Annotated in this window: 25 protein-coding genes and 1 pseudogene; 3 read left to right on the forward strand and 23 right to left on the reverse strand. The window is 43.1% G+C overall.

What is annotated here, in order from left to right; translation table 11 throughout:
* Positions 1-126: 126 nt before the first annotated feature.
* The 13 genes from IGJ17_RS11750 to IGJ17_RS11810 all read right to left on the reverse strand — a co-directional run bounded on the left by IGJ17_RS11750 (position 127) and on the right by IGJ17_RS11810 (position 12,839).
* Positions 127-1,176, reverse strand: coding sequence for an FUSC family protein (locus IGJ17_RS11750; protein WP_196044221.1), 1,050 nt, complete (start codon positions 1,174-1,176; stop codon positions 127-129).
* 261 nt (positions 1,177-1,437) lie between these two features.
* Complete coding sequence (locus IGJ17_RS11755) at positions 1,438-2,658, reverse strand: NAD(P)H-dependent oxidoreductase (RefSeq protein ID WP_042890446.1); 1,221 nt, start codon at positions 2,656-2,658, stop codon at positions 1,438-1,440.
* Positions 2,659-2,684: 26 nt separating this feature from the next.
* On the reverse strand, positions 2,685-3,290 hold the full coding sequence (locus IGJ17_RS11760; RefSeq protein ID WP_086297474.1) for an NADPH-dependent FMN reductase: 606 nt from the start codon (positions 3,288-3,290) through the stop codon (positions 2,685-2,687).
* A 24-nt stretch (positions 3,291-3,314) separates the two neighbouring features.
* Positions 3,315-4,253, reverse strand: coding sequence for an FAD:protein FMN transferase (locus tag IGJ17_RS11765; protein ID WP_252708488.1), 939 nt, complete (start codon positions 4,251-4,253; stop codon positions 3,315-3,317).
* A gap of 201 nt (positions 4,254-4,454) precedes the next feature.
* Positions 4,455-5,306: a helix-turn-helix domain-containing protein gene (locus IGJ17_RS11770; RefSeq protein ID WP_015509261.1), complete on the reverse strand. Its 852-nt coding sequence runs from the start codon at positions 5,304-5,306 to the stop codon at positions 4,455-4,457.
* A 66-nt stretch (positions 5,307-5,372) separates the two neighbouring features.
* Positions 5,373-6,095 (reverse strand): deoxynucleoside kinase, encoded by a 723-nt coding sequence (locus IGJ17_RS11775; RefSeq protein ID WP_139960047.1) that lies wholly within the window; start codon positions 6,093-6,095, stop codon positions 5,373-5,375.
* Between the two features lie 16 nt (positions 6,096-6,111).
* The gene (locus IGJ17_RS11780; RefSeq protein WP_016621407.1) at positions 6,112-6,552 is read right to left on the reverse strand and encodes a nucleoside 2-deoxyribosyltransferase; all 441 of its coding nucleotides are present in this window, start codon (positions 6,550-6,552) and stop codon (positions 6,112-6,114) included.
* Positions 6,549-7,127 carry an LOG family protein gene (locus IGJ17_RS11785; RefSeq protein ID WP_101699226.1) on the reverse strand — a complete coding sequence of 193 codons (579 nt, stop codon included), beginning with the start codon at positions 7,125-7,127 and terminating at the stop codon, positions 6,549-6,551. The genes IGJ17_RS11780 and IGJ17_RS11785 overlap by 4 nt, the downstream gene beginning before the upstream one ends.
* 323 nt (positions 7,128-7,450) lie before the next feature.
* Positions 7,451-7,858 carry a helix-turn-helix domain-containing protein gene (locus IGJ17_RS11790; protein ID WP_008379091.1) on the reverse strand — a complete coding sequence of 136 codons (408 nt, stop codon included), beginning with the start codon at positions 7,856-7,858 and terminating at the stop codon, positions 7,451-7,453.
* A gap of 246 nt (positions 7,859-8,104) precedes the next feature.
* Positions 8,105-9,328 carry an amidohydrolase family protein gene (locus tag IGJ17_RS11795; RefSeq protein ID WP_005234642.1) on the reverse strand — a complete coding sequence of 408 codons (1,224 nt, stop codon included), beginning with the start codon at positions 9,326-9,328 and terminating at the stop codon, positions 8,105-8,107.
* Between the two features lie 16 nt (positions 9,329-9,344).
* Positions 9,345-10,706, reverse strand: a complete 1,362-nt coding sequence (locus tag IGJ17_RS11800) for a hypothetical protein (protein ID WP_005225442.1) — start codon at positions 10,704-10,706, stop codon at positions 9,345-9,347.
* 348 nt (positions 10,707-11,054) lie between these two features.
* A complete protein-coding gene (gene msrA / locus IGJ17_RS11805) occupies positions 11,055-11,978 on the reverse strand; it encodes a peptide-methionine (S)-S-oxide reductase MsrA (RefSeq protein WP_429961431.1) in 924 nt (307 codons plus the stop codon).
* 315 nt (positions 11,979-12,293) lie between these two features.
* Complete coding sequence (locus IGJ17_RS11810) at positions 12,294-12,839, reverse strand: cysteine hydrolase family protein (RefSeq protein WP_429961432.1); 546 nt, start codon at positions 12,837-12,839, stop codon at positions 12,294-12,296.
* A gap of 102 nt (positions 12,840-12,941) precedes the next feature.
* Between IGJ17_RS11810 and IGJ17_RS11815 the strand changes: the two genes are divergently transcribed.
* Together IGJ17_RS11815 and IGJ17_RS11820 are read left to right on the forward strand one after the other, a co-directional pair.
* On the forward strand, positions 12,942-13,367 hold the full coding sequence (locus IGJ17_RS11815; RefSeq protein WP_429961433.1) for an Lrp/AsnC family transcriptional regulator: 426 nt from the start codon (positions 12,942-12,944) through the stop codon (positions 13,365-13,367).
* Between the two features lie 39 nt (positions 13,368-13,406).
* Positions 13,407-13,667 (forward strand): annotated as a pseudogene (locus IGJ17_RS11820) (hypothetical protein); the annotation flags it as partial.
* Between the two features lie 15 nt (positions 13,668-13,682).
* Here the strand turns inward: IGJ17_RS11820 and IGJ17_RS11825 are convergent.
* The 7 genes from IGJ17_RS11825 to rlmH form a co-directional block, all read right to left on the reverse strand.
* Positions 13,683-14,033 (reverse strand): type II toxin-antitoxin system PemK/MazF family toxin, encoded by a 351-nt coding sequence (locus IGJ17_RS11825; RefSeq protein WP_008379101.1) that lies wholly within the window; start codon positions 14,031-14,033, stop codon positions 13,683-13,685.
* Complete coding sequence (locus IGJ17_RS11830) at positions 14,027-14,317, reverse strand: AbrB/MazE/SpoVT family DNA-binding domain-containing protein (RefSeq protein WP_016621415.1); 291 nt, start codon at positions 14,315-14,317, stop codon at positions 14,027-14,029. Before IGJ17_RS11830 ends, IGJ17_RS11825 begins: the two co-directional genes overlap by 7 nt.
* Before the next feature lie 259 nt (positions 14,318-14,576).
* On the reverse strand, positions 14,577-14,744 hold the full coding sequence (locus IGJ17_RS11835; protein ID WP_016621416.1) for a PTS glucose transporter subunit IIA: 168 nt from the start codon (positions 14,742-14,744) through the stop codon (positions 14,577-14,579).
* A 345-nt stretch (positions 14,745-15,089) separates the two neighbouring features.
* Positions 15,090-15,188 carry a type I toxin-antitoxin system Fst family toxin gene (locus IGJ17_RS11840; protein WP_074534955.1) on the reverse strand — a complete coding sequence of 33 codons (99 nt, stop codon included), beginning with the start codon at positions 15,186-15,188 and terminating at the stop codon, positions 15,090-15,092.
* An 87-nt stretch (positions 15,189-15,275) separates the two neighbouring features.
* Positions 15,276-16,034 (reverse strand): type I methionyl aminopeptidase, encoded by a 759-nt coding sequence (gene map, locus IGJ17_RS11845; protein WP_005234612.1) that lies wholly within the window; start codon positions 16,032-16,034, stop codon positions 15,276-15,278.
* Between the two features lie 42 nt (positions 16,035-16,076).
* Positions 16,077-16,814, reverse strand: coding sequence for a tRNA pseudouridine(38-40) synthase TruA (gene truA / locus IGJ17_RS11850; protein WP_005225435.1), 738 nt, complete (start codon positions 16,812-16,814; stop codon positions 16,077-16,079).
* A gap of 65 nt (positions 16,815-16,879) precedes the next feature.
* On the reverse strand, positions 16,880-17,359 hold the full coding sequence (gene rlmH, locus IGJ17_RS11855; protein WP_008379108.1) for a 23S rRNA (pseudouridine(1915)-N(3))-methyltransferase RlmH: 480 nt from the start codon (positions 17,357-17,359) through the stop codon (positions 16,880-16,882).
* 373 nt (positions 17,360-17,732) lie between these two features.
* Between rlmH and IGJ17_RS11860 the strand changes: the two genes are divergently transcribed.
* Positions 17,733-19,037, forward strand: a complete 1,305-nt coding sequence (locus IGJ17_RS11860; RefSeq protein WP_008379110.1) for a S1C family serine protease — start codon at positions 17,733-17,735, stop codon at positions 19,035-19,037.
* A 67-nt stretch (positions 19,038-19,104) separates the two neighbouring features.
* On the opposite strand, the gene ytpR is transcribed toward IGJ17_RS11860, so the two are convergent.
* From ytpR to IGJ17_RS11875, 3 genes are all read right to left on the reverse strand, one after another.
* Entirely contained in the window at positions 19,105-19,719 is a 615-nt protein-coding gene (gene ytpR, locus IGJ17_RS11865; protein ID WP_005234600.1) for a YtpR family tRNA-binding protein, read from the reverse strand.
* A 272-nt stretch (positions 19,720-19,991) separates the two neighbouring features.
* A complete protein-coding gene (locus IGJ17_RS11870; RefSeq protein ID WP_005225429.1) occupies positions 19,992-20,453 on the reverse strand; it encodes a universal stress protein in 462 nt (153 codons plus the stop codon).
* A 12-nt stretch (positions 20,454-20,465) separates the two neighbouring features.
* On the reverse strand, positions 20,466-20,786 hold the full coding sequence (locus IGJ17_RS11875; RefSeq protein ID WP_008379116.1) for a thioredoxin family protein: 321 nt from the start codon (positions 20,784-20,786) through the stop codon (positions 20,466-20,468).
* Positions 20,787-20,906 lie beyond the last annotated feature (120 nt).

A 20,906-nucleotide genomic window follows, 5' to 3' on the forward strand; every position in this document is an offset into this window, starting at 1 on the left:
AGGAATCTTTGCTCGATTATTTCATAGTTCCCTTATTTTTCCTATCCGATGGAGAAAACGTTTAGATAGAGGATCAGATGCAAAAAAGCAAGAGCAGCTGCTCTTGCTTTTCGATGATGGTGCATTCTATTGTGTTTGATCCGTCGTGTCTTCTGGCTTATTTCCCAGCGCTTGCTCCATTTGCTTTACTGCCCAATCCATTAGAAAGATCAACAGCATTGCCAGCACGCTGCCAATCAATGCCCCTGAAAAACGCAATGGGATCAATTTCAGTGGCGTAAAACTAGTACCGATCGTCATTAACAGCAGGACTTGTGGGTTGGTAAAGAAATTAGCAACGGTATAATTGACTGGCATAAAAAACTCCGTCAATATGTTTAGAATGATCAAGACAACTGCGATCGCTTCAAGGGGCATATGCAAGGACATCAATAAGAAACCCAGCAGCAGCCCTACGATTCCTCCCAGTACCCTGCCGATCGTGCGATTTTTGATTTTTTCCATATGTTCCCCTGCCAATACGGCAGCAGCGGAAATCAAGATCCAATACCCGTTGCTGTCCCGCAACAGATAGGCAATGTAGGTCGCAATAAACAATATCAAAGAAAAGTGCAGTGCTTTGATGACCATTTCTGGTTGCTGAGATAATGCCAGCGAATATTTCTCGTGCAAGCTCAGTTGTTGAAAGGCCGTTTTTTCTTCTTTCAACGGTAGCTGTTCAGCTAACGAAATCACCAGTCCAGCAAGCAATGAGCCTGCGATGCCGTAAAGCAAATAGGAACTGTGGTGCAAGATTTCTCCAAGATGAACGGCGTGAAAGTTAAAGCCGGTGGCATAAAGCATCAACACGAAGAAATAATCCGGCTTGGGGATCCGCATCACTTTTGACAACAAAAACGCAGAAAACGATAACGCACCGATGATAAAAGGCGCGCTCCAAGGAATCAGTGCTGTCCCAGCGCCTAAAATAAATGCCAGCAGCAGCGCAGCGCCGTGGGTCAAAATGGCGCGCAGATTATAAAAAAGGGACCGATGTTGAAAAGCCAAGTAGGAAAAAGCCCCCATCGCCCCCACAGAACTTATCAAAGGGTCCTGAACGAGGATCCCTATAAACAAAGGAACCGCCATCGCAAACCCTGATCCTAACGGACGCAAGACTTTTCGTTTGTCTTTCATGCAATTCCTCCTATCAAAAAATATGTACGATGATACAGCCGTTTTATAAGCAACGTCCTAAACTAGTATACGAAGCAAAAGATGAATATGCAAATTTTTTTCAGAAACTTTGTGAAATCCTCGCAATGATGTCCTTGATCAACTCAATCGCTCATAGAAAACCGTTTATTCATGAAAAAGCAGCAAAAAGAGAAGCATTCGCTTGGCAACTGATTGCAAGCGAATGCTTCTAGCGATTCCTTCTCTCCCTTTAGACAACCCTTATTTCACTGAAGCGCTGGTGACCGCATCTGCTGCAGGTGCGTCATGAGTACTGGCACTAGTGACCGCATCGGTCGGTTCTTGGTGCACAGAAGCACTGGAAATGGCGTCTTCATTGCCGACAAGTTTTTGACCGGTTTGTTGCAAATACCATTCGATGATTGGCTTGAAATCAAGGATGTATTCGTTGATCCCCGCATATTCGCCGTTTTCATCGTGCATCGCTTGATAATTGTGGACGATGTATTTTTCTGGCACCTGTTTCGGCACATGGACCCGAACCGCGTCGGTTGCCCCACTGCGCAGCTGTTGGATCACCCACTCAACATTTTTGAAGGATTTTTCAGGATGGCATTTTGCTAATGGATTGCCGACTTGTCCTGGCACACGTGCTGCCAGCATATTTTGGGCTTCTTCGCGCAGATTGTAATACAAGAATTGGTTGTTGCTATCGGCAAATGTCAATTCCATCGGCATCGAATCTAAGAAGTAATTGATCTGATCGACTGTCAGCAAGCCGCGATTTAGTTTGACGTAGGTATTGCCAGAAACAGCACCGACTGCTTCAGCGGCTTTTTCCAGCCATTGATCATCATACATATCCACCCCTTCCACGGTGGTTGCGATTTTCCCTGTGGCGTAGAGGTCTTCGGGCGGCAATTGTTTGGGACCCGCTAAGGCAGAAACGACTTTGATAAATTGCAAGAAGCTGTTGATCGTCGCATCTAAAAAAGCAACCGTTCGGGCATCGATCAAATCACCCGCTTCATCGAAAGCTTCTTTGGCTTTGCCCAACAAAAACTCATTCCCTGGCATCACTAAAGCATTGACTCCCGGTGCGTCCAAAATCTGGCGCAGATGCAGCTGGGCCCTTGAAGTTCCTTGATCGTAGTAAGAGGCACCCACGATCATCACTGGTTTGTTTTCCAGAGGATGGATCTTGAATGAAAGCCATTCTAGCAAGCTTTTCAGTCCTGCCGTCACGGTATGGTTGTGCTCTGGTGTAGCAATGATCACACCGTCTGCCATCAGCAATTGCCGATTCAAACGCTGGATGGCTGGGCTTTGGGTTTGATCTTCCTCTTGATTAAAGAGAGGAAAGTCTTTGATCTCTACAAGTTCTAACGTGAATTCCTTTTTGTATTGCTTTTTGATAAAGTTCAGCAGCTGACGATTGGTGGAGACTTCAGCGGCTGATCCGACGATTCCGATCAATTTCATTGTCTTTACGCTCCTATCTTTTGCGATTAGATGGTTTCCCATGAAAATTCAGCAGCTTCTTTTTGATTAGCGGCATGGGCGTGCTGCAACTGGCTGGTAATTTTTACAAATAATAGAAAATCGTTGAACAGTCCTTGCAGTTTTTGGGTCTGCTCTTCATCGATCAAGTTGCCTTGCTCGTCAAACGCTTGCAGCGAATGACCTAATAGAAATTCAGAGCTAGGCATGATCCGTGCTTTTAACTCTGGAGAGTCCAGAATCTGTCTTAGATGGGCTTGGGCACGAGAAGAACCTAACGTCCCATAAGAAGCACCAGTGATCATCACTGGCTTGTCAACAAAAGGGAAAATTCCATAGGACAACCAGTTCAGGGCATTGATCAACGCTGCGGGTACGGCATGATCGTATTCTGGTGTACTGATAATCACACCGTCTGCTGCTGCGATTTTTTCGGCAAGCTGGGTTACTTGTACGGGCAACTCCTTTGATTCTGGTTTGTTGAACATTGGAAGATCTTTGATCTCGACTAGTTCGATCTCTGCCTCATTGGCAAACATTTTTTTCATAAACTGCAACAACGTACGATTGGTGGAACGAGTGGTATTGGTTCCCACGAATCCGATAAATTTCATCCTGTCTCTTCCTTTCTGGTTGGGCTATCTTAAAAGTCTTGCCTGAATGCCTTTAGAGGCAATGACTTCATTTTCTTTGGTTACGATGATTCCTTCGATTTCTGGCTGCTGCTGAATCTCTTGCAAAACAACTGGAATGGGCTTGCCAAACAAGCGCGAAGTCCAGATTTCCCCCAGTAACGATGTCGCTGCAACGATCGTGATGCTCAAATACCCACATTCGATAGGAAAGCCACTCTGAGGATCAATCAAATGATGATACGTTCCTTCAGCGGTGGTCAAGACCCGCTCATAGATCCCCGAAGTGACGACGGTTTGGTCCTTGATCGGTAAAATGCCCAAGGTGTCGGCCCGACCGCCCTTGGGGTCTCGGATCCCGATCCGCCAATGTCCGTCCGAATGATTTGGTGCAGCGCCGAAACAGACAATATTTCCGCCTAAGTTGATCAATCCATACGCTACTCCACGGGCTTGGCAAAGGGTGCGTAACTTATCAGCGATGTAGCCTTTTGCTAATGCTCCGAGGTCGATCCTCATTCCAGCTTTTTTCAAAAAAACCTTGCCTGCTGCCAATTGGATCTGTTGCGGGTCTGTTAGCGCAAGCAATTTTTTGACCTGCGTCTCTGATACGATGCGGGCATCTTCAAACCCGATACGCCATGCTTGGACCAGTGGACCGATGGCAATATTCAACTGACTGTGGGGAGCACAGCTATGATGTTTGCCGATTTCGATCAGCTGGTACAATTCTGGATCAAGCGCAAGCCCCTTTTGTCCTGCCAACTGATTCAGCTGATTCAATTCCGATTGCGGATTATTGGCACTAAAGCGATGGTCGTATACTTTCAGCTGGGTCTCCAGCTCGTCCAGTAAACTTTCTGGTTTTGTATGAGCGACTTTTAACTCAATGAACGTGCCCATCCGCTGAATCGTGCGAGCGGCTTCTCTCACTGCTGCCTTCATAGAATCCCTTCTCCTAAAAACGATGCATCTCAAATTATGTTAGTTTTTTCACAATTAAAGAATACTCTCGATATATTTTTTTGTCAACAAGATTATATATTTTTTTATATAAGAAAAATCGAAAAAAGCAGTCCCTTCGTCGAAAGGACTGCTAGTTATCAAGCATTTGCGCAACAAAACTTTTTTGTCGAAAATATATTTTTATTCGATCGTTTCTTCGACCGCTTTTAAATGCGCCAGTAATTTTACATTTTTATTGATTTTGGCATATGCTCGTGCATCGTGTAACATTTCCAAAATTGTTTCTTTCGGCTGTTGTTCGCGAATGGCATTTTCGGTCAGTTGGGCTGCCGCGCGAGCCAAGTAGTAAGTCAAATGATTGTCGGAACAAATCGCCAACACATAATTCAACAAGGTATCACTAGTTTCCAAATCATCGACTTTGGCATAAAAGACGCCGCAATGAAAGACGATGTTCAACACCCGCCACGTGTCTTCGATCGTTTTGATCGGATAGGTATAAATTTTCTCAAAGACCTTCGTCACATAAAATTCAGCCTTTGCCCATTCTTCTTCTCTGGCATACACCAAACCGATCCCAGTATACGCTAAGAGATCAAACAATTCCTCCGCCGTTTCATTCATCAATAACTGATCGAATTGAAACAAGACATCGGTAATCGCAGCTTCATTAAAAATCATTTCAAAGCCTTTTAAATAATCATATTGCGCTTTTAATGCTGGTTCATCGATCAACTTCACTTCGATTTGACTTAACAATGCAGCCAACTGTTCATACTCGCTCGTGATCAAGTAGAATTCGGCTTTTGCCAATTCTTCTTTGATTTTGGTCGTTGCGACATTCATGGAAGAAAACAAGTCGACCAATGGCAAGCCGATCCGATTACACAATTTGATCAAAATTTTGAGGGACGGTGCCTGCCCGTTGTTTTCAAATTTACTCAAAGTGGCTTGCGTACAGATTCCTTCCGAAAGTTCTTGCTGCGAGAAGCCCGCCTGTTTCCTCGCCTCAATAAATCGTTCAACATTCATCGCCTTGCTCCCTCCCATTGTCGATAAGACACTTCTTTTTTTCGTAAGCCGTCCTCAACTGCTGGGTCAGCTTGTCACAGATGCTGCGTTTTTCTTAGAAAAATCACCTTTTGCGATGGCTTTGTCCGTACAATAGTGGCCTTTGCCATGGGTCTGACGGACTTCTGCCAATTTTTCTTGGATCATCTCGAGGATCACCATGAGGTTGTCTTCATTGGCAACAAAGTCCAATTGATCTCCATCAATTTGCATTTTCGGACAAACGTCAAAGTTTTCATACCATTCATCGTATCGCTGATTCAATTCTTTGTAATAGTCGTACAATGTCGGATCATTGGCAATTTGTTCATAGGAACGACCACGTTTATTGATCCGTTCGATCATCGTATTCAAGGAAACCTTGATATGAACCATTAAATCTGGATGTTTCAACGGCGCCGATTCTTCCAATTCCCGAAGCATCGTATTCAACAGGTTATCGTATTGTTCGACCTCCATCGGTGCGATTCGACCTAGATCCGCATTTAGATGAAACATCAAACTGTCCTCATAGATGGAGCGATCAATGACATTGTCATCATTCGACAAAGCTTCTCGCATCCCTAAAAAACTTTTGTTTAAGAAAAAAATCTGCAATAAAAAGGCGTATCGTTCTGGATTGGAATAAAACAATGGCAGAACATCGTTGTCCTCCACGTTTTCATAAAAAGGCTTCGACGCCATTTCCTTCGATAAAAAATCAGTCAAACTGCTTTTTCCTGCCCCGATCGTACCTGCGATTAATAACACATTCATCCATCCTTTATTAAATATAGTCACCGACAAATGCTCGGTGCGCCATCTCTTCAAAATCATACGCTCTTAGTGCCGTCAAATCAGTCAAATACGCTTGTACCGACTCCGTCAACATCAGATTGACCGCCGCGGCTTTTTCCTGAAAAGCGATCACTGGTTTATTTAGTACGTGTGCTGCGCCGATTTCAAAGGCTGTTCCCGGATCAGTGATTCCTTCATGGTAATCCAAAACGGCAACGACGACGTCGGCTCGTGTCAATTCCAGCACGTCTTTTTCAAAAATTTCTCTCGCCCATTCCGGTGTATTGGGTTCAGATGAACCTTCTTGATACAGGCGCGGCGAATAGACCGCCAAAGGCTGTGGGTTTTCAGCTAAACTGCGTTCTACCTGTTTGAGTCGTGCGACTTGTTCGTTTGAAAAAAACGGTCCAGCTAAATAGACATGCTTCATCCTGCCAAGCACTCCTTTCCTGACCCCTTCGCCGCCAATCGTTGGATCAACGACTCAACGTCAGATAGGAAAAAGAGCGTTTCCGGCAGTTCAGCCCAAGCAAAGCTGGAAGCTTCAAACATTTTTAGCAGTGGCTTCAGTCCATCCTTCAAGACTTCGTTCATCAACACACCGATTGGCTTGACTGGCAATTTCCCAAGAGTCATAAAAGAGCATATTGATGACAACTCCTCTAGTGTACCAAATCCACCAGGTAATACAAGGTAGGCATCGCTCATTTCCAGCAATTGTTGTGTTTGCTCCTCCCTCGTATCCGTATAGAACTCGGTGTATGTGCTTGATCCAGTGACGATTGACGGCAAATCTTCTGCAAAGGAACCTGATGGATAGATCCCCGTCACTGCGCCTTCTTTTTCAAAGACCCCATTAACGATCTCCCTCATCAAGCCAGCCAAAGGGGCGCAATAAATCAACTCGATGTGATTTTTTGCTAAGGCATTGCCGATGGCACGAGCGGTCTTTGCCAACTTTTCCTCATTTTCTAAACGGGTACCGCAAAATACAGTTACTCTCAAAAACAACAGCTCCTTCTTCACTACACCTGCTATTTTACACAATCTATTAAAAAAGTAAATACTACATATTGTGCTTTATTTAGATAAAAATCGATCTATTCACTATATATTGTATATATCCGTTTACATCTTTTCGCTTTCCCTTAAACGTTACAAACTTTGAAAATAGCAGATAAGAAAAAACAGAATCAGCTTCCATCGATTGCCTCAGTCCTCTTTCATCCCACATAAAAAAACACGATGCAGGTAGGCTCGTGTTTTTTTATCCATCACTTTTTTTCTCTTGTCCAAGCAAAATTTAGCAAAAAACTGTATAAAAAAAATTATTTTTCTTCAGTAGCTGCTTTCAGTTTTTCCAAATCCTCTTGCTCGACAAAAAAGGTCACTTCTCCTGTTTCTAAATCGACGGATGCTTTGACTTCAACCCCTCGTGGGAAAAACTTGCTGGCATCGGTCTCGATTTTCAAACGCATCGTTCCATCTTTCAATCCAGCACCATAGGTCATCGTACGAAAGTTCTTTTTCATTCCTGCTCGCTCCTTTTTTAATAGCTCATCGACACTGCACCCATAAAGGGTACTCAGTTTTAATAAATTCAAACTGTCTGGGACCGTCTTGCCGGTTTCCCAATTTGAGATCGATGTGCGGGTCACTAAAATTTTTGTTGCTACTTCTTCTTGGCTCATTTGTTGTGTGACTCGATGGTTCTTTAGTGCTTCCCCAATCGTCATCTTGGCCTCCTTCTTCTACCTTAACGCAGACCTGCTGTGATTGCTGCTCAAATCCATTGATATTACGGCATTGTCAAACAGTTTTGACAGGTTTTTCTTAAACGAACTCTCCGTGATAGCGGTTTTCTTTCTATCGTAGATGAAAAAAGAACAAATGACTAGAAAATGATCTTGTTACTTCAACTATATTACGATAAAAAAAGTAGCACGAATAAATCGTACTACTTAAGAAAACATGACCTGTTGCTAACGGTGGATCGTCACTTCTTTTTTGACTTCCACGGTGATGCGGCCATTTTTGATGACCACTAAACGTTCAGGAATATCGATCAGCACATCGGCTTTTCTCTGGGTATCTAAAAGAATCAAATCTGCGCGGTTGCCAACAGCGATCCCATAGTCTTTGATATTTAATGCTTTGGCGGTATTGGTCGTAATCATTGGCAAGACTGTCGGCAGGTCATCGGCGCCGCCTAAATGCGCCACTGGCACAGCCAACATAGCGATTTGAATCAAATCACCGTTGCCATAGGGCGTAAAGGCGTTACGAATATTGTTGCTGCCTAAGCAAATATTCACACCGGCATCACGTAATTTGCGAATCGGCGTAACGGCACGACGAACGTTGTAGGCATCATTTCTAGCACCTAAGTGTAAGTCGGTCGCAGGCAACGGCATCACATTGATTTGGGCTTTGACCATCAAATCGATAACTTCTGCCAGCTGATCCGGTTCCATAGCGTGCAGCGCAGTCAAATGTCCTACAGATACCCGACCTTGGTAGCCTTCTGCGATGGTTTTTTCACACAGGTAGACGATCGATGTATCGTCTGCTTCGTCAGCAAAATCCTGATGCAAGTCAATGTCTTTGTCAAATTGTTTGGCGATCTCAAAGATCAAGTCGATGTGTTCATTGGCTGGCGCATCATTGTAAGGAATGCCGCCCACGACATCGGCGCCTTTTTCCATCGCTTCAATCATCATTTTATCCGTTCCGGGTGCTTTAAAAATTCCTTCTTGCGGAAAGGCAACGACCTGAATGTCGATCAGGTCTCGGTATTCTTCTTTTAAGCGCATGATGGTGTCAAACCCAGTGAAGCCTTGCGCCGGATCAAATTCGGCATGGGTGCGAACAGCAGTCGTACCATGTACGATCAGCATTTCTAATGCACGTTTCGCTCGATCATAAATATCTTCTTCGGTAAAAGTCGGTTTGAGCTTTGCCGTAACTTGGATCGCTTCTTGTAATGTACCTGAATTATTAGGTTCACGATCGGCAATCAAGGCTTTGTCTAAGTGGATATGGCTTTCGATCAATCCGGGGATCACCACTTTGCCTTTCGCCTCAATCGTTTTTGCTGCTGATTCTTCAATGTTGGGTGCAACTGCGGTGATTTTTCCTCCTGAAATGGCAATGTCTACTAATTCTGCATCGTCTTCAAGACGTGCTTGCTTGATCAATAAATCCATGTTTTCCTCCTATCCATCAGCCAAACACTAAGCCGATGACTAATAATAATACGGCTGCTAAACTCAACCACTTCACGTTTCCTTTGACCACATCTAGAATCGGAATTTGGAAACCAGAAGATAAAGCTTGCATCGTAATGTTGACGAAACTCATTTGACTGCCGAGTCCAACCCCCATCGTTACAAAACCAAGAGCTAACACTGGGAAGCCTAATGAAACGGCAACTGGTAACACTAATGTTAATACGGAGCCAACATAGGCACCTGCGGGAATCCCAATCAAGACACCCGTCAAGATCGCCACGGGAACGACGATCGCTGCGGGGGCATTTTGTGCCGCACCAGCAATAACAGCAAATGTCCCAGTTTCAGCGATCACGTTGATGAAGGCTAAAAAGATCCCCACTTGGAACAAGCGGGTCAAAATATACGTGGATCCGTCCACCATCGCTTCCACCGATTGATTCATCGAAAAGTCGGTACAAACAAAAATCAACGCCAACGTGACCACCATATAAACTAGCGGCGTAAAGAGGACAAAGCCGATCAGGTCATTGATCAACGGGCCAAAGATGACCGCAAAAAGCAAGAAGATCGCAGGCAATGTCGTTTTGAATAACTCGCCATTGCTTTTGTTTTCGTACTCTTGGTTGGCTGATTCTTTGAAGCCCAGATGACGACGCTTGGTCCCGAAGAATGCCAATAAAATCGCCAAACCAACGAATAACAACCAAAATGGGCGCATTTGATCGACATAAGAAGCGACACTAAAGCCGCCCAGTTCAGACACGATACTAGATTCCAAAGAGGCAGGAGAGGTCGTAAAGGAGACAGCTGCCGCTAACGACATCGCTGCGATCAATTCGGGTACCACCCCAACTGCCGCAAATGCTAATGGTGCGATCACCATTGCACTCCCGCCGCCGATCCCAGACATATAAGTCGCTGCTGCCAATAAGATGACAATAAAACCAGCCACATATTCCACTTTTCCTTTGGTCCCTCTTTTGGCTAAAGTTAAGGCTGCCGTATAACTACCGGCTTTGAAGACCGCCATCGCTACAGCGGAATTGATGATTGGCACCGTAATACTTAACATCGTCGGAATAGCTTCCAACAGTTGCGAATTGGCTTCAGCTAAACTGATCCCGCCAATAATCATCGCCAATATCCCAGCAATCAAGCCAGCAATGATCATATCTACTTTTTTAAAGAGTAAAACCAGTACTAACACTAACGGAATCAGTACTAAAAATGCTTTGACTCCAGTTGGTGCAACGATCTCATTGATCGCTTCTGCCGCAAACACTGTTCTTTCTGAAAAGATAAAAAGAATGAGAGCCATAAACAGTGAGACGAACGTTCCCTTTTTTTTCATCACATTTCTCCTAACTTATATGAATCTTCATATAATAAATGTTGTGTTGCTATGGGGTGTTGCTGATTGATTTTTCCGCTGATTTTTCTCTGGTGTTTCCCACCTTCTTTCCTCGAAGAAAGGAACCAAGCAAAAGGAACCTGCTTTTTCGACCTTTTTCGCCACTTTTTCTTTCTCTATTATAATTCTTGTTGTTAACGCTTTCTTTGGACATTATTCTAAAATAAATCTTCGTTTTTTATCCAATTGGCTAAACGCGCAGAAAAAAGCGCGGCCTGTGGAGAAAAGAGCCTTCATTTGATCCTCTGGCCTTTTCTCGGAGCCCCGCTTTTTTGATGTATCTTCTGACTATGATCGTTTTTCCCCTCGGTTTGTCCAGCGTTTCAGTTTATAAAAAAGCATCAGTTGCTTGCGCGCTCGCTTGATCCGCTGGTAGCGCTTGGGCTGCTTCTTGTAAAATGCTTGATGGTAGTTTTCCGCTGGCCAAAACTGCGTGGCCTTGCGGATCTCAGTCACGATGGGTTGCTGATAATAACCAGATTGGGCTAGTTCCTTTTTGGCTCCTTGCGCAAACACTTCCTGTTCAGCAGTCGTATAGAAAATGATTGGGCGATAAAAATTGCCGCGATCTTGAAATTGTCCGAAAGCATCTGTCGGGTCTGTCACTTGCCAGTACAACTGCAACAAGTCCTGATAGGTGATGATTTTGGGATCAAAAATGATCTCTACTGCTTCGACATGCCCTGTTGTTCCACTTAGTACTTGATCATACGTCGGATTCGGGACTGTTCCCCCAGTATACCCCGACAAAACGGAAAGAATGCCCGGCTGGTCTTCAAAAGGCTCTACCATACACCAAAAGCAGCCGCCAGCAAAAATAGCCACTTCTTGTGCTTTTCCACCTGTTTCGGTCGGCTCCACGGAAACTTCTGCTGGTTGGGCTTTGCTTGTTTCTTCATTCATTGCCTTTTTCGGTGCTGGCTGGCTGATTGTTTGATAAAACTCGGCGACATTCGGGGTCAGATTGTTTCTCAGTGCCAAAGGACGCAACGACGCTTCTAGTTTTTCCAAAACCCGCCTGGTCTGTTGGTCTTCAAGACTATTTGACGATTCCTTTTCGTGTTTGCCTGCTTTTTGTTTGGTCGCCAGCTGGGTTTCCAAGGTATTTTTCGCTTGCACCAGTTGTTCTCGTTCCCACTGTCTCGTGCCAGGATGCAAGATCAAATTATAGATTTCTGACAGCCACGCCATCGTTGTTTGCTTCATCACCATTGCCCCTTTGCCTCATGAACGAGCCGCTTTTACTCCTTGTTTGGTTGCACTGTACCATAGTTTCGACGATTCGCCCAATTTGATGCCCAAAAAACGTTCGAGAGAAATCCTCGAACGTTTTTGGCTTTTGTATGGGTTAGTTCTTATGCATCCTCTGAGGAATCAGCTCAGTATCATTGGTGTGTACGCAACTGGGCATTCATTTTTTTTAGAAACATTGAAGCGGAATGAGATAGGATTGCCAATTTCAAAGAGTGATCAAGAACCACTCAATGCAAATGAACCTTTGCCTTTGTTGGTAAATACGCAATTTTTCTACAATCCGTTTAAATAGTCATCGGTTTTCATCACCGTAGAGAAGGTTTCCAACGCCGATAAAAACGCTCGTTGAACAGCTTCCGCAGGAATTTCGTGTGCTTCAAATGTTAATGCTTTCGTTGCCGTGGCATCAGAAATCAGTATGGGCTGATAACCGAGTTCTTTACTAGCTCTTGTGGTTGAATCGATGCACATATGCGTCATCATCCCAGTGATGATAACTTGTTGAACACCTAAAGAGTCTAACGTCTCTTTTAAATTTGTTTCAATGAAGGAGTTAGGAAAGTGCTTTTCGATAATAATAGAAGAATGCGTTGTTTTTAACTGTTCATGCAGCAGTACACCTTCGGTCCCTCGTTCAAAAAAATCAGCTGCTTCTTGATCGTTGATGTGTTGGATATAGATGATCGGGAGTTGCTTTTCGATAAAAGACGCTTCTAGTTTATTTATGTTTGCAAGCGCCTGTTCAGGGGAATGAAGGGCCATTCTTCCTTCTTTAAAATAATCATTTTGGACATCAATAATTACTAAAGTTTTTTTCATAGAATCACCATTTCTTTTCTTATTTGTTATAATCCAGTATAAATACATATGAACCTACAACAAAGTGTCTCTTGAAAAAGATAAAGTCAATTTACTTTCATTATGAAAGGAGGAACCCTTATGGACATCATCGATGAACAAATCCTAGCTATCCTGAAACACAACAGCAAATTATCGAACAAAGAAATCGGCGAAATGGTCCACCTGACGGGACAAGCCATGGGCAATCGGATCTTGAAATTGCAAGATGAGGGAATCATTCAGCGATTTAGTATTGTAGTAAACTACCCAAGTACGCAATACATCCGGTTTTTTATGGATTCAAATCGCTATACAGCTTTTGAAGCCTTCGTGAATCAATACAAAGAAATTGAGGTCTTTCATAAAGTTTCGGGTCAAGCTTGTTATCTCTTGGTCAGTCATTTTACAGATGTAACCTTCCCTTTATTTATAGAGAGTCTCTCAAAATGGGGCAGGTATAGTGTAGAAACCTTTGTGGCTGACAAACTCAATCATGGGGATGTTTGATGTTAGCCGCTGTGGGCTAGTCCTCCATTCATTAGATTCCTTGATAAATTTATCGAAGACTCAATCGTCGAAATTTTGGCAATGATGCCTAGCAGCAGCGTGCCGAATTCAAACATCGCCAAGCATAAAGTATTAAGACTGCTAGTGCAAACACAAAAGCGCCCCCATTGCCTTGTTTATAAAAGTATCGTTCAGGATCACGGGAATAGAGCTAGTATCTTAAAGATTGCAATGGAGTATAATGTTACGAGACAAAGCGTTTATAGAATAAAAGAAAACAGCATGGTCAACATCGATTAGATGATCATGCTGTTTTTATCTACTTACTTTTTGAAATACTGTTCTAACTTTTATCAATAACTCATCAACCAAGTGCTCATGCGCTTTTTCCAAAAAAACACATGCTCTGGCTTCATAATCAATTGTCGTTAATTGATCCAACAATACTTTTCCTGTTGTCTTCATTCCATAATCTGGATTAATACTTACATATAACGGATAATTTCTACTTGTACTAGAAATTGGAGCAACGGTGGCAACGTTACTATAATTTGCAATCATGTCATGACTTAAAACAATATAGGGTCTTTTTCCCGTTTGTTCATGTCCAGAACGAGGAGCTGTATCCAATAACAAAATATCCCCTTGTCTAGGTTTTCTTACCATTTTTCATTCCCTACTGCTTCACCTAAATGTTGAATTACCACATGATTTTTCTCAGCAGAGTAATTTTCAAATAACTCTTCAATCGTTAACTCGTTTTCTAAATTTGCTGCTTCGATGATTAGCCGTTTATGTCCGTTTACTTCTTCTTGTATTATCTTCACTTTGTCATCAGTATGAATGCCAAGATACTCCATAATGTACTTTGGCAATCTAAGACCGTTACTATTGCCCCATTTTTTTATAGGTAGCATTTCCATGCGCGACACCTCTTTCTGTATATACATAGTATAACATATATTGCGACAGAGTATATACATAATTATCCTTTTTGGTCGATTCACCTAAATTCATTTAAAAAGAATTGTTCTTACAAGTTTACACTGCTGTGCTAATAAAAATTTGTAGTATACCAAAATGTCAAATTGCAGGACAATGACTGACATAAACGATTTGATTATAACCACGTTGATACACACTTTAGGTATTAACAATATTTGGATGCAAGTAAGTAGTAAACAACAGGGATTGCTGTCCCTCCCCTACTTATTCCTTCATGTGTTCTATATTCGATAGCATAGCTAGTTCGAAAAAATAGTTAACTTTCCCACTAATCAGGGAGCCAACAATTTCTTCAATAGGAATACCTGCAAAACCGTCACCCATGGCTTTATCAGAAAATACTGGGTCGTTTACTTTATCCGAATTTATCACTTACATGTACACCTAATTTAAATTTTTCTCTATTTAAAAAAAAGAGAAAACAATAACTCCCACTATAGACTATTTTTTTCACGGTAATACCTCAAGTGGGGGTTACCATCCATATTTCGGAAAATAGAAGTAGAGGTAATTAAATTTCAAATTTATTAGGTTTTCTTTATCTATTCGAGTGGATATCACGGGTAGTTTTTTATTTTCCCTGTGATATAATAACCTTGCGAAACGATAGAAAGTTTATAGCACTACAGCACAAAGGCGCTCCCTAACCGCGACGAAAGGGAGCGCCTTGTTTATGCTAGTTGCGACTGCTAGCATGTGAGTTGGATAGCAACTTGCTTAGTTATCGTCTTTGTCTTTCTCATCCAACCAGTGAGAAAATAGTTCGATGACTATACCAACAACAATTGGTGCGACAACCAACGATAGATAAATCATATACACTATACCCTCCACAGGGGGAGTAGAAAGTATTCATGTTACGGAAATTACACACAGTTATTTTTCAAAGACATTAAGTGATGTTCACGTTTCTTCCTTTTGCAACGTCATGATGACTGGACCTTCTTTGGTGATGGCGATCGAATGTTCATATTGGGCACAATAGCTCCCGTCAATCGTGCGTGCTGTCCAGCCGTTTGGGTCCATCTTCATGCGCCAAGTGCCGGTCGTGATCATCGGTTCGATGGTGATCGTCATGCCCTCTTTCAAACGAATTCCTTTACCAGGTAACCCGAAATGAGGAAAGAATGGTTCTTCATGAATGGTTGGGCCAATGCCGTGAGCAATAAAGTCCCGCACGACACCATACCCTTTTTCTTCAGCGAAGCTTTGTATCGCATAACCAATATCGCCGACTCGGTTGCCAACCTGTGCTTGCTCGATGCCTCTCATCAAGGCTTCTTTCGTTACTTCCATCAGTGCTTGATGTTCTGGCGAAATCTCTCCTACAGCATATGTCCAACAGCTGTCAGAGATTGCTCCTTTGTAATCGACACAAAAATCGACTTTGACGACATCGCCTGATTTTAAAACATATTCTGAAGGGAAACCATGACAAATCTCTTCATTGACACTGATACACGTCGCAAATTCATACCCTTCAAACCCGATTTGCGCGGCTGTTGCCCCTGCAGCTTCTATCTGTTGATGGACAAAGGCGTTGATTTGGTTCGTGGTGATACCGGGAACGATTTTTTCCCGTAGCTGCTCGTGAATACTTGCCAAGATACGACCAGAAGTTTTCATTTGTTCGATCTCTCGTGGGGATTTTAATGTGATCAATAGATGATCTCCTTTCCTTAAATAGCCATTACCATGTTTCTTTTAATAATACACCTCATCTAGAAATAAGCCATGAGAAGGCACTGTTTCACCAGCTGCTTGTCGTACTTTATCGGCTAACACTTGATCGATCACTTCTGGCGGTAGCGTGCCATCGCCAATGGCAATCAGTGTGCCTGTCAAGATTCGGACCATTTTATGCAAAAAGCCGTTGCCTTTGAAGGTAAACCGCAATAGGTCGCCTTCTGGTGTGATAGTGATTTCATCGATTGTGCGCACCGTTGATTTTTTTGATTTTTTCAACGCAGAAAAGCCAATAAAATCATGGGTGCCGATCAACTTCTCAGCCGCTTGCTGCATTTTTTCCAAATCAAGGGGCTGCGGGCAATGAAAACTGGTATTGCGAGCAAAGACCGATGGGATCGCGTTGTTCCAAACATAATAGCTGTATTGCTTGCCTTTAGCGTGATAGCGTGCATGGAATCGTTCAGGCACTTCTTCAATCTTGTTGACAACGATGTCTTGCGGCAAATAGCGGTTAAAGAACTGCTGCATCTCTGGCAAACTCATTTGATGGGTCGTCTTGAAATTTGCCACTTGTCCTCGAGCATGCGTGCCCGCATCGGTTCTACCAGAACCCACGATCTCAATTTCTTCTCCCGTCAATAATTTGATGACCCCTTCAACTTTTTCTTGGATCGTTTTTTCAGAATCTCCTAGTCGTTGCCACCCTAAGTAGCGCTTGCCGTCATATTCAATCGTTAATTTGATATTTCGCATGGTTGTTGCTCCTTTTTACCGGTAGTACCGGTGGTTAATTTTTTCTATTATACTGCTTAAGATATTTACTTATGATACGGCGCTCCCGTATTGATTCGATACGCGCGATAAATCTGCTCCAATAAGATCAGTTTCATGAGTTGGTGGGGGTAGGTCATTTTGCCAAAGGAGATTTTGGCATCACTGCGAGTCATGACTTCTTGGCTTAAGCCTAGGGAGCCGCCGATGACGAAGGTCAGTTGGCTTTTTCCTTGGATGCCGAGTTGATCGATTTGTTTGGCGAAGGCTTCGCTGGTGGGATTGGTGCCTTCGATTGCTAAGGCAAAGACATATTCGGTGTCTTTGATTTTGGCTAAAATGCGCTGGCCTTCTTTTTCTTTGATTTGCAGCATTTGGGCTTCACTCAAGGTTTCTGGCGCTTTTTCATCTGGTACTTCGACAAACTCAAGCTTTGCGTATGCCCCCAATCGTTTGGCGTACTCGTTGATTCCTTGAACGAGGTACTTTTCTTTTAGTTTTCCTACTGTGACGATTTTGATTTTCATAGGTTCCTCCTCGTTATCCCCTTATTTTATGAAAATGTGGACAATGCTATCCACAACCTTTTACACACTTTGACTTTCTTTGAAATTCTTCTATCTTATCTATAAAACTGGGACAATTCAATGATTTCTTCATCCACCCAACCAACCCCATCAAGATTGTCCACACACTGTGGATAAAAAAACCTTTGCTCCTCCCCAGATTTCTCTGCTATTTTTATTCAAAAATGAACGGGTCTTGCGAAGAAAATTTCATCGTTTGAAACAGATTCTTACGCAACTTCTTCATATTTTTTTCAAAATCTCTTAGTAGACTAATCTCAGATAGAAGGAATATACTGATTATAACGAATTATTCATTAAGGGGGAAATAGTAATGGCAAGAAAATATGTCACACCAGGTAAGAAAACTTCTCCTGGTTTATTAAAACGATTAGGTATTGGGATTTTAGGCGGTATGGTCGGCGGATTATTGACCTTCGGCGGTCTGTATCTGGCAATGGGTTCATCCTTGACTTCAACACCAGAAACCACGACCAACAGCGGGGTCCAAGATTCTAACGGACAAACCCAAGTATCCAATGTAAAACTTGATGTGACTAGCGATGTCACTGAGGCAGTTGAAAAAGTACAAGATTCGGTGGTTTCCATCATTAATCTACAACAAAGTCAAAGCAACGACTGGAACAGCCTCTTTGGTCAGCAAGGTGGACAAAGTGAAGGCGATAGCCAAAGCGAAGACGACAGCGCCTTAGAAGCTTCTTCTGAAGGGAGTGGTGTCATCTACAAAATCGATGGCGACGATGCCTATGTCGTAACCAACAACCACGTAGTTGAAGGTCAAGATGGTTTGGAAGTTGTCTTAGCAGATGGTACAAAAGTCAAAGCTGAATTGGTAGGTACCGATTCTTACACAGACTTAGCCGTCTTAAAAATCTCTTCTGAAAAAGTTACAACTGCCGCAACATTTGGCGATTCAAGTGCCTTGAAAGTCGGCGAACCAGCAATCGCGATCGGTTCTCCTCTAGGCTCTGACTATGCAAACTCTGTGACACAAGGGATCGTGTCTTCCTTGAATCGTCAAGTAACAAGCCAAAACGAATCTGGTGGTACGATCAGTATCAATGCGATCCAAACGGATGCGGCGATCAACCCAGGGAACTCAGGTGGTCCACTGATCAACGTTGATGGTCAAGTGATTGGGATCAACTCAAGTAAAATCGCCAGCACCTCGGGCTCTGCTTCAGGCGTTAGTGTCGAAGGGATGGGCTTTGCGATCCCAAGTAACGATGTCGTTGAAATCATCAATCAACTAGAAGCAGACGGCAAAGTGGTTCGCCCTGCACTAGGGATCCAAACGATTGATTTAGGTTCAATCACATCACAACAACAAGAACAAATCTTGAAAGTTCCTTCATCTGTAACTTCAGGCGTTGTGATCTACTCAGTCAACAATGCAACACCAGCAGAACAAGCAGGATTGCAACAATATGACGTTATCACGAAAATCGATGATACAGAAGTCAGCACCACAACGGATCTGCAATCTGCGTTGTACAAACACAAAGTCGGTGACACGATCACTGTAACCTTCTATCGTGGCGATGAAGAAAAAACAGCAGAAGTAAAACTTTCCGTTGATACATCGATCAACGAACAATCAACAGACAGCAGCAACTAATCACCAAAACCAATCGAAACAATCAAAAAATGAACTGCCGCAAAAACAGGAAGCGGCAGTTCATTTTTTAGGCTTTACCGACTGGAAAAGCTTCACCTACAACGGCATCTTGAGGCAGCTCAAGGATGCCTTTTTTCATTGGGGCACCTTCTAAATGTAGTTCTTTAGCAGAACAGATCATTCCGAAGCTTTCTACGCCACGAAGTGTCCCCGGCCAAATCATCAAGCCATCCGGCATCATTGCGCCAGGTTTTGCGACAACGACTTTCAATCCTTTACGAATATTGGCAGCGCCACAGACGATTTGCAAGACTTTCCCATCTCCAACTTCTGTTTCCGTGATAGAAAGATGGTCGCTGTCTGGATGTTCTACACAAGATTTCACATAGCCAACGACGATTTTTGGTTCCGTATCTGCAGGCAGTTCTTCGCTGAATCCTGCTTCTTTGATCATGGTGTTCAATTGTTGGATTTGTTCTTTCGTCAACGTCACTTGACCACGGCCTTCGATCGTCATCACTTCTGAGATCGCAAAAAAGTTCCAGCCAACGATCGTGCCTTCTTCATTTTTGATTTGGGCAACATTGCCTTTGCGTTCGACGGTTTGTTCTAATCCTTTATCATCTGCTGTGATGGCAAGCAGTGTATCACTGACATATTCTTTGTTATAAGCAAAAATCACGTTTTTTCCTCCTTAGGTACTTACACATTCCGCCCATAATCTTAACAAATTTTTCGGCATCCGTCATGGAATTTCTTTGTTTTCCTTGAAATTCTAGTTATTTTCAAAGACAAAAAAGCCTGAAAACCAGCTACTGCTCATTTGCTAAAGACAATGCTTCATTAGCGAGCAAAATCGCTGATTCTCAGGAACTTCCTTTTGTCACTTGTTACTACCATGCGAACTAAGGAAAAGAACACGGCAGCGACAAGCTTATTTTTTCAAAAATGACCTTACGCTTTGGTTTCTTCAGGAGATACGATCAGCACGTCGCACCGGGCTTCACGGATAACGAAGCTGGCGACACTCCCCATCATGAAGCGTTCCACGGCGTTCAGCCCGGATTGCCCCACCATGATCAAATCGATGTCGTATTGATCTGGTAATTGAGTGGCAAGAGCGTCTTTGATGGAGCCGTAAGCGACGATGCCTTCTACTAGATCAAAATCCACTGATTTTGCGTAGGCTTTGCAGTCGTCGATCAGATTTTTCGCCGTATCTTTTTCTTGTTCTAAGATGGAACTATCCAAAGGTGCATAGCCCATCATGGTCGGCACTTGCTGATCGATGATCGTTGCGGCATAGACCTTCCCTTGGTTTCGACGAGCGACTTCCACTGCTTTTTTGAAGGCTGACATCGCTTGATCTGAACCGTCGATCCCTACTAAAATATTTTGATATCTTTGTGCTTCCATCTTTTTCCCCTCCTATGCTGATTGTACGCTGGTTAAAAAGGCTTCGATCTCTTCTTTGGTTTTGCGATCCTTGTTGACTAACCGTCCCAGCTCCTTGCCGTCTTCGATAACGACGAGGCTAGGAATACCAAAAATGTTCCATTCAACCGCTACATCCATGTATTCATCACGGTCGACTTCGATAAACTGAAGCGCTGGAAAATCCGCTTCGATCTCAGGCAATTGCGGTTTGATATATCGACAATCGCCACACCAATCGGCGGTGAAAAAGAAGACATTTTTGCCTTTCTCCACATATGTTGCTAACTCTGCTAAATCTTTTGGAATAATCAAATACTCACCACTTTCTTTTCTTTAAGTATACACCTTTCTTTCAGGGACTACCAACTGACATGCTGATCTTGCAAAGCCCTGCAGAAAAAAAGAGACAACGGGTGGCTGTCTCTTTGCTTT

This window comes from Enterococcus sp. DIV1096b, assembly GCF_050498765.1.
Taxonomy (GTDB): Bacteria; Bacillota; Bacilli; order Lactobacillales; family Enterococcaceae; genus Enterococcus_D; species Enterococcus_D entomosocium.